At 64.9% G+C, this 12,542-nt stretch carries 12 protein-coding genes; 7 read left to right on the top strand and 5 right to left on the bottom strand.

Translation table 11 applies throughout. From position 1 onward, the window contains the following. Positions 1-10: 10 nt before the first annotated feature. Entirely contained in the window at positions 11-427 is a 417-nt protein-coding gene (locus tag IAE56_RS04945) for a hypothetical protein (protein ID WP_200751702.1), read from the bottom strand. 149 nt (positions 428-576) lie between these two features. Continuing rightward, positions 577-1,407 (bottom strand): alpha/beta fold hydrolase, encoded by an 831-nt coding sequence (locus IAE56_RS04940; protein ID WP_234455889.1) that lies wholly within the window; start codon positions 1,405-1,407, stop codon positions 577-579. Positions 1,408-1,647: 240 nt separating this feature from the next. On the opposite strand from IAE56_RS04940, the gene IAE56_RS04935 reads away from it, so the two are divergent. Beyond that, the gene (locus IAE56_RS04935) at positions 1,648-3,153 is read left to right on the top strand and encodes a YifB family Mg chelatase-like AAA ATPase (RefSeq protein WP_200751701.1); all 1,506 of its coding nucleotides are present in this window, start codon (positions 1,648-1,650) and stop codon (positions 3,151-3,153) included. Between the two features lie 57 nt (positions 3,154-3,210). Here the strand turns inward: IAE56_RS04935 and IAE56_RS04930 are convergent, their stop codons facing one another. Then, on the bottom strand, positions 3,211-4,407 hold the full coding sequence (locus IAE56_RS04930; protein ID WP_200751700.1) for a GAF domain-containing sensor histidine kinase: 1,197 nt from the start codon (positions 4,405-4,407) through the stop codon (positions 3,211-3,213). Between the two features lie 194 nt (positions 4,408-4,601). Here IAE56_RS04930 and IAE56_RS04925 point away from each other — a divergent pair, with 194 nt between their 5' ends. From IAE56_RS04925 to IAE56_RS04915, 3 genes are all read left to right on the top strand, one after another. Then, the gene (locus tag IAE56_RS04925; protein ID WP_234455888.1) at positions 4,602-5,972 is read left to right on the top strand and encodes an alpha/beta fold hydrolase; all 1,371 of its coding nucleotides are present in this window, start codon (positions 4,602-4,604) and stop codon (positions 5,970-5,972) included. A 301-nt stretch (positions 5,973-6,273) separates the two neighbouring features. Then, entirely contained in the window at positions 6,274-6,555 is a 282-nt protein-coding gene (locus tag IAE56_RS04920) for a hypothetical protein (RefSeq protein ID WP_200751699.1), read from the top strand. A 2-nt stretch (positions 6,556-6,557) separates the two neighbouring features. Beyond that, positions 6,558-7,112, top strand: coding sequence for a cysteine hydrolase (locus IAE56_RS04915; protein WP_200751698.1), 555 nt, complete (start codon positions 6,558-6,560; stop codon positions 7,110-7,112). Between the two features lie 23 nt (positions 7,113-7,135). On the opposite strand, the gene IAE56_RS04910 is transcribed toward IAE56_RS04915, so the two are convergent. Further along, on the bottom strand, positions 7,136-7,558 hold the full coding sequence (locus IAE56_RS04910) for a BLUF domain-containing protein (RefSeq protein ID WP_200751697.1): 423 nt from the start codon (positions 7,556-7,558) through the stop codon (positions 7,136-7,138). Between the two features lie 152 nt (positions 7,559-7,710). Between IAE56_RS04910 and IAE56_RS04905 the strand changes: the two genes are divergently transcribed. Further along, complete coding sequence (locus IAE56_RS04905; RefSeq protein WP_200751696.1) at positions 7,711-9,438, top strand: PAS domain-containing hybrid sensor histidine kinase/response regulator; 1,728 nt, start codon at positions 7,711-7,713, stop codon at positions 9,436-9,438. Between the two features lie 33 nt (positions 9,439-9,471). Here IAE56_RS04905 and IAE56_RS04900 read toward each other — a convergent pair whose 3' ends face one another. After that, positions 9,472-10,341 carry an NmrA/HSCARG family protein gene (locus tag IAE56_RS04900; protein WP_200751695.1) on the bottom strand — a complete coding sequence of 290 codons (870 nt, stop codon included), beginning with the start codon at positions 10,339-10,341 and terminating at the stop codon, positions 9,472-9,474. A gap of 97 nt (positions 10,342-10,438) precedes the next feature. Here IAE56_RS04900 and IAE56_RS04895 point away from each other — a divergent pair, with 97 nt between their 5' ends. Both IAE56_RS04895 and IAE56_RS04890 read left to right on the top strand, forming a co-directional pair. Further along, positions 10,439-11,362: a LysR family transcriptional regulator gene (locus IAE56_RS04895; protein ID WP_200751694.1), complete on the top strand. Its 924-nt coding sequence runs from the start codon at positions 10,439-10,441 to the stop codon at positions 11,360-11,362. A gap of 112 nt (positions 11,363-11,474) precedes the next feature. Continuing rightward, on the top strand, positions 11,475-12,488 hold the full coding sequence (locus IAE56_RS04890; RefSeq protein ID WP_200751693.1) for a kelch repeat-containing protein: 1,014 nt from the start codon (positions 11,475-11,477) through the stop codon (positions 12,486-12,488). Positions 12,489-12,542: the final 54 nt, after the last annotated feature.

Here is a 12,542-nt window from a genome sequence, read left to right as displayed (position 1 = left end):
CTGGGGCAGATCAGCGGCAGTAATACGGCGTTGCAACGAAGTGCAGCACCTTTGACGGCGATGCAGCAATCGTCCCGGGATCGCCGAACGTTGCGTAGTTGATCGTGCGTCGCAGCGTCGCCTTGGGGGAAATGCGATGCTCACCGCAGCCACCGGGGCAATATATGCTGGAGAAAATGCTGCTCGGCGCCAGCGCCTTTGCATCGACCTGCAGGTAGGTCGCTTCCTGCGACACATCAAAACCGCCGATGTCATTTGGCCAGTTCTCGGCAGAGACGCACATCGCGCGCATGTCCAGGGAGGTCAAGGTGATCTCGAATCTGCGCGCGTCAGCGTTATCGAATATATCCAGCCGGAATTTTTCCGCCGACGGACGCTGGAAGGGTGTTGCGCAGGACGACAGCAACGCCGCCAGTCCCAGCAACATGCATCCTCGTGGCCATGCCATGAAAAACTCCTTCCCTGGTGAATGTCAGATCCGCGCATCGGGCTCGGCGCGGGCCCGGCGACCTGCATGATGGCACGACCGTCCGTCACATGTGGTCGGCATGACCTTGGGGCGTCGACCGCAGTTTCTCAGCGGTCTGCAGCGGCCGGTATCGCGGCCATCTCAGCAATCGCCTGCACTACCGCAGCCGGATCTTCCCTGGCGATGTCGTGGCCGGTAGCAACGTAGCGATGCACACCGCGCGCGAAGGTCGAGAACAGCAGCGCCTGCTGCGCCTTCCAGATCACCTTGCCCTCAGCGGTTTCCTCAAAGACGAAAGGCGCGTCGGCCACCCGGGTTGCGGTCAGCAGCGCCACCTGCACGTCCGGCATCGAACGCTCGCTCGCCGCATCTGCCGCATCAAGCTGCTCGACCAGCGCGCGGTAGTCCGCGGCCATCGACGGCGGCAGCATCGCCAGCAGCGCCGCATCGTCCGCCTGCACCCGCGCCGCATCCGCCTTCCTGTAGGCCTGCCGCTGTCCCAGCGTGGCCGGGTCCATCAGCACGATGCCACGCACACGTTCTGGATGGCGCCGCGCGAACTCCGTCACCAGCAGCCCGCCGTAGGAATGACCCACCAGAATCACCTGCTGGCCCGGCGCGACGGTCTCGATCAGCGCGCTCAGATCACTCAGGTGGTCATCAATGCGCTTGGTCACGCCATCGGTGCCTGACTTGCCCAGCCCAGCCCGCGCGTAGGCGACGCTGCGGTAGTCGCCACCCAGGCCGCCGATCACCTGCTTCCAGGCACCCGGGCCCTGGCCGAAGCCGGCCTCGAAGACCACCGCGGTCCTGCCGGTCCCCGTCTCCTCGCCCTGCAGCGTGTAGCCCCCGCGCTTGACCGAAATCTCGCCTGCGTGCGCCAGACCGGCGGTCGCCAGCAGGAGGGTCGCTGCCCACATCGTCATTGCCTTGCCCATGGAACATCCCCTGTGCGGGCGCACGCAGACCCGTGGAATGTGGAGGCTGGCGCTTGAGCGCCACGCCACGACTCGCGGCAAATCGTGCTAGTAATGTAGTTACCTACCACACCGAACACCCCTGCCATAGGTCATGACTGTCAGCTGTGGGCGATCTCCTAGCCGCGCGCTCTGAAAACCCTGATGGCGGTCAGTTGCACCCGCGTCGCACCATCAAGCACCTCTCCGCAGGAACCACACATGAGCCTGGCGCTGGTCTACAGCCGTGCCCGCGCCGGGGTCGATGCCCCGCTGGTGCGGGTGGAAGTGCATCTGTCCGGCGGCCTGCCGGTCACCCAGATTGTCGGCCTGGCCGAAGCCAGCGTGCGCGAGTCGCGCGAACGCGTGCGTGCCGCCCTGCTCTGTGCGCGCTTTGACTTCCCGCAGCGGCGCATCACCTTGAACCTGGCCCCGGCAGACCTGCCTAAGGAAGGCGGCCGCTACGACCTGGCCATCGCGCTGGGCATCCTCGCCGCCAGCGGCCAGGTCGAGCCGCAGTCGCTGCTGGGTTACGAGTTTCTCGGCGAGCTCGGCCTGACCGGCGAACTGCGTCCGGTCAGCGGCGCGCTGCCTGCGGCGATTGCGGCTGCCGAGGCCGGGCGCATCCTGGTGGTGCCGCCGGGCAATGCCGCCGAGGCCGCCCTGGCCGAACATGCCGACGTGCGCGTGGCCCGCACCCTGCTGGAATGCTGCGCCGGGCTGGGCAACCCTCGCCTGCTGCCGCCGGTGCAGCGGGTGGACACCACACCGCTGCCCCTGCCCGACCTGGCCGACGTGCGCGGGCAGGCACATGCACGTCGCGCATTGGAAGTGGCTGCCGCCGGTGGCCACCATCTGCTGCTGATCGGCAGCCCCGGCTGCGGCAAGACCCTGCTGGCCTCGCGCCTGCCCAGCCTGCTGCCGGACACCGAGCAGGACGAAGCGCTGCAGCTGGCCGCGATTGCCTCAGTGAGTGGCGAAGGGCTGGACCCGCGGCGCTGGCGGCAGCGGCCGTTTCGCGCACCCCACCACAGCGCAAGTGCGGCGGCCTTGGTGGGCGGCGGCAATCCACCCTGCCCCGGCGAAATTTCGCTCGCCCACCACGGGGTGCTGTTCCTCGACGAGCTTCCCGAATGGAACCGCAGTGCCCTGGAGACGCTGCGTGAGCCTTTGGAGTCCGGGCATATCCGCATCGCGCGTGCGGCGCGTAGTGTGCAGTACCCGGCGCGCTTCCAGTTGGTGGCGGCGATGAATCCTTGCCCGTGCGGATGGGCGGGGGATCGCAGCAATCGCTGCCTGTGTACCGATGAGCGCATCACCCGCTACCGCGCACGCGTGTCGGGGCCGCTGCTGGACCGCATCGACCTGCATATCAGCGTGGCCAGGATGGATGCAGTGGAGCTGCGGGAAAGCACGCCGCTGGGCGAGCCGAGTGCGGTGGTACGGGCGCGGGTGGAAGCGGCGCATGCACGGCAACGCGCACGGGGTGGGCTGAATGCGCATCTGCCACCGGCAGCGCTGCGGGCGTGCACGCGGTTGAGCGAGGGCGATCAGGATCTGCTGGAGCAGGCGATCGAGCGGCTGCAGCTCTCGGCTCGGGCGATGCACCGGATTCTGCGGGTGGCTCGCACGATTGCGGATCTGGATGCGTGCGAGCGGATCGGGACCGCACACCTGGCGGAGGCGATTGGATATCGGCAGTTGGATCGGGGCAAGGCAGGGGCCTGAGAGCGCTCTCGCTTACGCCCAGAGCCCGACTAACCCAACTCCGCCGTCTCCCGGTCCCTACGAACGTCCTGCGCCCGGCATCTGGAACGTAAACAAGGTTCCCGCGCCTTCATTGGACGCCACCTCGAGTGTCCCGCCATGAGACCTGGCAATTTCCGATGCGATGTAAATGCCCAGACCCAGGCCGGGCCTCGGCAGCTCGCCCTGCTCGCGCGAAAACGGGCTGAAAATGTTACCCAGCCTCTCCGATGGAATGCAGCCTGCGTTGTGCACATCCAGGGTCAGAGCATTGGATGCGGCGTGAACCCTCAGCGTGACAGGCGCAGAGCGCTCGCCGTGCTGGGCGGCATTCGTCAGCAGGTTGGCCAGCAGCTGCGAGAGCCTGCTGGGGTCGCAGACCACGCTGCCCTCGATCTGCATCTGCACGCTGATGTCCTGGCGACCGGTCGCGATTGCCACCTCCGCCGCAACGCGCTCAAGGTCGGCCTGCAACGAATGGCTTTCCCGGAGCGAGATCGGAATGCCGCCACCCAACCGGCCCCGGGCGAAATCGAGCACATCGTTGATCAGCCCATCCATGCGGGTGACGCCCGATGCGATGTGCGCGAGCATCTGCTGCTGACGCTCAGACGTTGCGTCCATTTCCAGCGAATCCGCAGCCACGCTGATCGCCTGCAGCGGGCTGCGAAGATCATGGCCCAGTACCGCAATGAACTGATCGCGCAGGTCTGAAACCCGCTGTGCATCGGTGAGTGCTGTCTCTGCTTCCAGCAGGCGATCCTCCTTGTCGAGGTAATTCCCAACAAGGTCGGCAAGCAGTTCCATGGAGCGTCGGATATGGGCTTCATCGAAGTTGCCCGGCGTCGAGTCAATAGCGCAGAGGGTGCCGAAGAAGCTGCCGTCCGGGCGATGGATCGGCACGGACGCGTAACTCTCCAGCCCGTAGATCCGCGGGGTGTGGTGCTTGGAATACAGCGGGTGTGCACTGGCCTGCGCAAACACGACCGAGGTGGGTGACTGCCTGATCTCATCACAGATGGTGGTTTCCAGGACCAGTTGCCCGCCTGGAACCAGCCCAAACCCCAGGGTGTCCAAGGTGGCGCAGGCCGTCCAGGTCGTCTCGGTCACCCGGGCAATCGCAGTGAATCTCGAGCCGGTGATATGGGCCACGGTTTCAAGGATGCGCGGCACCGCCTCGATACGACCAATCTCAGCGATGTCGTTCAGCAGATTGGGATCGGTCAGGGTATGCATGTAGGGGCAGTCGGGCGCGGTGGCGCATCATCCCATGAAACCGCCGGGGCAGCCGGGGCGCTGCCCGGTCGGGAATGATTGTGCTCCTCCAGTCAGCACCAGCCAGCAACAGCCGCTCTGGGTTACTTCCGGCATTCGCCCGTTTCCCCATCCAGCCCTCATCGTAGGCGCTCATTCAAGCCAAGGGATGGCCGATGCGTCGTAGTGCACTGTGGGCGGTACTGCTTCTGTTCTCACCCGTAATTGCCAGTGCATCTGCACCCAAGGCACGTGCTTGCGAGGACGGCGCGTCAGCCGCCCTGCTCGGATCACAGTGCGCCACGGTGGACGTTCCACTTCGCCATGCCGATCCATCAGGCGAGCACATTACGCTGTTCCTGCGGCGCATAGCGGCCAGTGCGGACGTACCCAGACGAGGCGAGGTCTGGCTGATCTCTGGCGGCCCGGGCGAGTCGGGCGCGTCCCTGTATCCCCTTGTGCAGACCTACCAGCGTGCGTTCCCCGGGTTTGATCTTGTGATCCCCGACCACCGGGGAACGGGTCGGTCATCGCGGATCTGCCCGATCCAGGAAGCACCTGAAAGCCCGGAAGGTACGGGGTTGGCAGGCGCCGAATGGGGCCCGTGCATCGGCAGCATGTACGCCAGCCTGCAGCGCACGTCGGCCTTTTCCATCACTGAGGCTGCGCATGACCTTGGCACTCTGATGTCACAGGCAGATCGCAGCGGGCAGGTGTTGCTGTATGGCGTTTCCTACGGCACCCAGCTGGCGTTGCGTTCGCTCCAGGTCAATGATCTTGATGTGGATGGGCTCATCCTCGACGGACTGGTGCCGCCCGAGACCACTGAAACATGGGACCTCAGCCGGCGCACCGCGCTTGTTGACCAGGTCGGGCGGCAGAGCATGGATGAACGTAGCCTCCAACAATATCGGACGCTGCTGGCGGTGAAAGATGCGGCCTGGCAGAAGGACGTGCCAGGTGGCGACCTGCGCCGGTTCTTCTCCGCTCTGCTGAGCTTCCCTGCGCTGCGCGATCGAATGCCGAAGATCGTGCAGGACCTTTCCGAGGGTGATGCCCGCACCCTCGTTGCCACAGTAAAGGACTGGAATGCCGCGCTGGCGCAGCTGGGACAGGCAGGAAACAACCAGCCGGCCCTGCCGCTGGTGATGCTCATCGCCGCGTCGGAGAACAACGCACGTCCGGAGCTCAGCATGGAGACCGTGAACGAAGAGGCCAAAGATGCGTTGTTCGTCAGTCCCATTCCCGGCCTGCTCGTCAGTGGCAGTGTCCCGCGTTACCCGCGTTATGCCTGGTTCGGAAAAACCCCGGACACCCTGCCACGGACACTGATCCTGCAGGGGACGCTGGATCCGAATACCGCCTACGCCGGTGCCCAGGAACACGCCGCCATGCTCCGCGGGTCAGGTCCTGTCACGTTCCACACGGTGGACCGCGGCGCCCATCTATTGCCGTTGGTTGCGCCAGGCTGCTTCGTCGCAGCTGTCAGCAGCTTCATTGGGGGCGGCATGGTCAGCGAGCGATGTGCAGACCCCTCGTTGGAGTGAGAGGGCTTCCCTGGGGCTGCTTATGACCAGAATGCGCTAACCGAACGCGAAGACAGAAGATCAAGCCGAGACTTCTCGTTCACGAACCGTTCGACGGAATTTTCAGGGCACCCGTCTAGTCTGCAGGCTCCTTCAAGACGGGATGCCTACATGGCCATCAAGGGAGCGGAAGACACATGTTGCTGGCCAGGAGTGGCGGCAACGCGAAGGCCGCTCAGGCGGCGTAACCCGGGCACTGGCCTGCCATGACGTCGCCAGCGACGGCGGCGCCCCCCTTGCCCGCATACACCGAGGTGCCTGCATGCATCCAGACATTCTGGGCTGGGTGGCCACCGTGGTATTGATGGCCACCCTGATCCGGCAGATGGTCAAACAGTGGCAGTCTCCTCACCCGGAGGCCGTGTCGAAATGGCTGTTCCTCGGGCAGATGACCGCCTCCACGCTGTTCACCATCTACAGCGCGCTATTGGGCTCCATCGTGTTCGTGGTCACCAATGCGCTGTTGCTGTTGACCGCGGTGGTCGGCCAGGTGATGGCGTGGCAGCGCCGCCGAAACGCCAGCGCAGCAACTGATGGACGCTGACCATGAGCACGAAAAGCGCGCTGATCATCATCGACCTGTTCAGCCTCTTTGACTTCCCCGAGGGCCGCGCGCTCGGCCCGGCGGCAGTCCGGGCAGCTTACGAGGCCGCGACTCTCATTGCTGCGTTCGACGAGCGGGATCTGCCCGTCATCTTCGCCAACGACAACTTTGGCGACTGGAAGCGTGATTTCCCAGGTTTGGTTGAAGCGTGTCGCCAGCGCGGTGGGCATGCCGCAGACATTGCCGAACGCCTGACGCCGCAGCCGCGGCATTACTTCATCCTCAAACCCAAACATTCCGCGTTTCTGGCAACACCCCTGCCGGTGCTGCTGGCCAAGCTGGGCGTCCAGCGCCTGGTCCTTGCCGGCATGGCACTGGATTCCTGCGTGCTGGCCACTGCCCTCGACGCCAATTCGCGTGAATACGAGACGGTCGTCGCATGGGAAGCGACCGCTGCCCTGCCGGATCGACAGAAGCCGGCGCTGCAGCTTCTGCAGCGCTCCGGTGCCGCAAAGGTGCTGGGCATGCGCGAGGTCATCGCACTGCTTGATGCATAGCACCCGGCATCCCCGGGCGCAGATCAGCCCAGATGAGGCTGCACCACCGCGTTCAGGTGGTCCATGGCAGCCCAGGGGCTGCCCTCCCGTCCGGCCCGTCTGACGAAGCCACGCCAGTCTGCATAGGCCGCTTGGCTCAGCTCGTGTGCATCGGCAGGCAGCAGCCGCATGGACCAATACGGGAACACCCGGCGACCCACGCGCCCCCGCGCCAACTCCACAATCTCGCGATGGCTGCTGGCGCCCAGAATGCGCGAATACGCCACGCCCAAGGCATCTTCCGGGCCTTCGATGTACTGTAGAAAACGCTGCCCATCGAACAGCAGCACGCCGGTGATCCCGGCATCGTGATTGAATCGGGCCGCGTCTTCGACCATCGCGGTCAGGCGCTGTGGATCAAGACCGGAGATTGCCTCGCTGGCGTAGGCGATTGCGCGGTTTGCCATGGTGCTTATGGGTGGGTTTGCCTGAAAGGAAATGTACGGATCCCGCGTCAACGCCGGGTCTTTGCTTGGCCCGCGTGCCGTGAAACAGCGGCCGTCACGCAATCTGTACCGTTCACGATTACCCTGTGAGGAGATGCTCAACAGGTCTTCACATGCGGCGTTGCGATCTACCGGTGTCCTCTCCCGACTCCCTGGCATACGGGCTGCTGCAGGACAGCGCGTGGGTGCACGCGGGGTTGGCTGAATCAGCGCCCGCAGAACTCCGCACCGTGCTGACGATGATCCTCGACTGCCCGGAACCGCTGTGGATCGCGTGGGGGCCGGACAACCTGTTCTACTTCAACGACGCATTCTCGCCCTGGATGGGAAACAAGCTGGACGGCGCCATGGCCAGCCCGGTCAGGATTGTCTGGCACGACGTCTGGGACGAGCTGGGCGGTGCGATTGCCGATGCCATGGCCGGTACCCATCGCAGCTTCCGTAACCTGCGCGTGTTCATGGATCGGGATGGCACGCGGCGGGAGACCTTCTGGACATTCTCGTACTCGCCCATCCGCATTGCTGACGGCAGCGTCGGCGGCATCCTGTGCGTGGTCAGCGACCAGACCGAGTTCGTCTCCGAACGCAATGAGCACTCACGGCAGGTGGAAGCCATCAGCGAGGAGGCGCGGCTGGCCCATGCCGAACTGGTGAGGGCGCGCGAGCAGCTGCGGCAATCGCAGAAGCTGGAAGCCATTGGCCAGTTGACCGGCGGTGTCGCCCACGATTTCAACAATCTTCTGCAGGTCATCACCGGTTCGGTGGACATGCTGCGTTACGGCAGCCCTCGCGACGAGCGGCAGAATCGCCATATCGAGGCCATCGGTGCAGCGGCCGATCGCGCCACCAGCCTGGTGTCCCATCTGCTGTCCTTCTCGCGCAGGCAGACCCTGTCACCCGAAGTATTCGACCTCTGCGCGGGCGTTGAAGGACTGGCCGACATCATCCGCACCCTGCTCGGCGGGCGGGTCGGCCTGCAGCTCGACCTTCCCGACAAACCGCTCCATGTACTGTTGGACAAGACACAGCTGGATACCGCGCTGATCAACCTGGCGGTAAATGCGCGCGACGCGATTGCCGAGCACGGCACGGTGCGCATCTGCGTGCGGCGGGTGGAGGCGATGCCATCGGTACGGTTTGCGCCACCGCTGAAAGGCATGTTTGCCGCGGTCTCGGTCAGCGATGACGGGTGCGGTATTGATGCTTCGGTGATGACCCACGTGTTCGATCCGTTCTTCACCACCAAGGGCGTGGGTGAAGGTACCGGCCTGGGGCTCAGCCAGGTGTTTGGCTTCGTCAAGCAGTCTGAGGGCGAGGTGGATGTTGAAAGCACGGTGGGCGAAGGCAGCACCTTCGTGCTCTATCTGCCGTTGACACATCAGACGCCCGCGGCCGTCGGTATTTCCGAGACGCAGTCGCTGCACGACGCCAAGGGTCTGAACGTGCTGGTGGTGGAAGACAACGTGGATGTGGCTGCATTTGCGGTGTCTGCACTGCGCGAGCTCGGCTGCGGCGTCTTCCTTGCCCGCAACGGCAGCGATGCGTTGGCCGAGCTGGAGCAGAACCATCAGCGCTACCACTCTGTTTTTTCCGATGTGGTCATGCCGGGCATCAGCGGCCTGGAGCTGGCGAAGATGCTTCGCGAGCGCTATCCCGATCTGCATGTGGTGCTGACCAGTGGCTACAGCGAGCTGCTGGCACGCGAGACCGATCACGGCTTCGCGCTGCTGCGCAAACCCTACACGCTGGGGGATCTGGCCCGGGCGATCAACCCGCCCAGAGCGTCCTCTGTGGCGATTGAATCTGCGGGAGATGAAACGGTGTGGCGCACGGTGACCTGAGGCAGCGGCTCCCCCGCTGCCCCGGCGCTGTCCTCAGCCCGCTGACGCATGCTCGGCCGCAAATTCGCCGTACGTACGCAACGGCCGACCGAGCAACTGCATCAAGCGCTCCACGTCGCCCGCGCCCGGCAGCATGCCGTCGCTGATGAATCGCTCGGCCATCTGCCGCATGTCGTAGGCCATCCACGCCGGCATGAACTGGCGCAGGTTCTGCTCGAAGGCGGCCGTGTCATCGCCGCCGTAGGTGATCGTGCGGTTGAGCACATCACTCCAGATGGCCGCGACCTGTTCGCCGGTCAGTGCTTCCGGGCCCACCAGGTTGAGGCGGGTCAGCGCGCTGTTGTCCGGTGCCTGTTCGCGGTTGAGCAGTTCAATGGCGGCGATCTCGGCGATGTCGCGGGTATCGATCATCGCCAGCCCCTTGCTGCCGATCGGCATGGGGTACACGCCGTAGCCCTGCACCACGTCCTTGATGGTGAGGTCGTTGTCGATGAAATAGGCCGGGCGCAGGATCGTGGCGCTGAAGCCCATCTGCTCGATCATGCGCTCCACGCCGAATTTGCCGGCGAAGTGCGGCACGTTGACGTAGCGGTCGCTGTGGATCACCGACAGGTAGACCACCCGCTTCACCCCGGCCTCGCGGGCAACGTTGAGGATGATGAGCGCCTGGGTGAATTCGTCGGCGACCACGGCATTGAGCAGGAACAGCGTGGAGACGCCCTCGAGTGCGAGGCGCAGGGCATCCACATCCAGCATGTCGCCCTGCACCAGCTGCACGCTTGCAGGGAGGTTGGCGGTGGCGGGGGTGCGAACCAGGGCGCGGACGTTCGCGCCGCGCTGGGTGAGGTGCTGGACGACCTGACGGCCGATGGTGCCAGTGGCGCCGGTAACAAGAATGGTCATGGGGTACTCCGGGTGAGTGGTGAGGCCTCATGATTGTTGATCCGCATACGGGCCGATAGCCCATATACTTGGACCACCCGTCTCACTGGTGGAACACATGGACCTGCTGGCCCTGGCCGACTTCAACCTGGTGGCGCGGCACGGTGGGTTTGGCCGCGCCGCGCGCGCCGCAGACCGCCCAAAGGCAACACTGTCCCGGCGCGTGGGTGAGCTGGAGGCAAGCCTGGGGGTGCGGCTGTTCGAGCGTGGCTCGCACACATTGAAGCTCACCGAGGAAGGTCGGGCGCTGTTCGAGCGCACCGAGACGCTGCTGACCGATCTGGAGGAGGCGGCTACCTCCATCGCCTCGGGCGGCGACACGCCCCGTGGCCGGCTGCGCGTGAGCGCGCCGATGCTGTTCTCGCAGATGGCACTGGGCAAAATCGCAGCCGAATTCGCGCGGCGCCACCCTCAGGTGCGGCTCGATATCACCACTGAAGACCGCGCCGTGGATATGGTGGAAGAAGGCTACGACCTGGTGATACGCGTCAACCCGGATCCGGATGATCGGCTGGTGGGGCGCGTGCTGGTGCGCGACCGTCTGGTGGCAGTGGCGCACCCGGACATGCCCCTGCCCGCGATGGGCGAGACGGCACCTGCGGTGTTCCGGCCATCCAGCGGTGCCACCACCTGGGATCTGGTGACGCCGCGTGGCGAGACGCGTATCGCGGTGGATCCGGTGCTGCGTTTGGGCGCATTGACCATGGTGCGCGATGCCGTGCGCGCAGGCACTGGTGCGGCGCTGCTGCCCTTCTCACTGGTTGCCGACGACCTCAGGGATGGCGCCTTGGTGTCGTGGGGGCATGCGAAGGCGCCGCCCATCGAGATCTGGGCGCTGTACCCCTCGCGTAGGCTGCTCAGCGCGAGGGTGTCGGCGCTGCTTGATCTGCTCAAGGAGTTCTTCCCGAAGGGGCAGGCAGAGGAGCTGGCGGCGCTTGCGGGTGGCGGGCGCATCGTGACCGGCGCAGCCGGATCATCGTGATCGCATAGCCACGACCAGCGAGCAAGCGCCGCCTCATACTCACTACGAAGCGCATTCATTGGTTATGGTCAGCTTGCAGCAGCCCGCACATCTGCGCTCACCAGGAGTAACCATGCGATCAAGTACCGCTCTCATACTTTTCCTTTCCGCCAGCTTTGTTTCCGGCGTTGCGTCGGCAGCTACGCCTTCCAAAACCGCGGGGACTACTCCGAAGGCGTCTGCTTCATGGCAGAAGATCGACACGCTGGGCGAGGCAACGCCAAGGCATGAAAGTTCGGCAGTACTGATCGCCAAGGATCTCTATGTATTTGGTGGCCGTGGAGATCGTCCCCTCCAGGTACTGGACCTGGAGACCCGGCGCTGGAGAACACTGACGGCACCGCCGCTGGAAATCCATCACGCACAAGGGGTAGTACACAACGGTCGCATCTTCATCGTGTCCGGATTGACCGGGCAGTTCCCTGAGGAACCGGCGCTCGAACATGTGTACATCTACGACCCTGCGAAGGATGCCTGGTCCAAAGGACCTCGCATTCCGCAGGAGCGACGTCGCGGTGCCTCCGGTGTTGTCGTCATTGGAGACCTCGCCTACATCCTGGGCGGGAACACCCGAGGCCACAACAGCGGCTATGTGCCCTGGGCCGACAGCCTGGATCTCGTGACCGGCCAATGGTCCGTGTTGCCCGATGCCCCCCATGCCCGCGATCACTTCCATGCAGCGGTGGTGAATGGACAGATCTACGCCGCAGGTGGTCGATTGTCCGCTGCGGATGCTGGGGAGCCCTTGTCCCCCACCGTTGCCCAGGTGGATGTCTTCGACCCAAAGAAGGGAGCGTGGTCGACCCTGAAAGCAGACCTGCCCACGCCTCGAGCAGGTACGGCTGCCGTCCGGCTCGATGGCCGCTTGCTGGTTCTGGGTGGGGAGAGCGATCGACAGGTTGCGGCCCACTCAGAGGTAGAGCAGTTCGACCCGCAGACCCAGACGTGGACGGCTCTTCCCGCCATGCCTGTCGGCCGGCACGGCGCACAAGCTGTGGCAAATGAGAGCACGCTTTGGATCACATCCGGCAGCGCAAACCGCGGAGGGGGGCCTGAGCTCAGTGATGTGATCCAGCTTTCGCCCTGATTCACCCACCGCCATCAAGGTGGGCGAGTGAGTGCGTGTGCCGCGAGTCCGCAG

Origin of the sequence: Stenotrophomonas sp. S41 (assembly GCF_016624625.1) — a bacterium.
Lineage (GTDB): Bacteria > Pseudomonadota > Gammaproteobacteria > Xanthomonadales > Xanthomonadaceae > Stenotrophomonas.
Note: the sequence above shows the minus strand (reverse complement) of the source record. Positions and strands in the feature narration are given on the sequence as shown.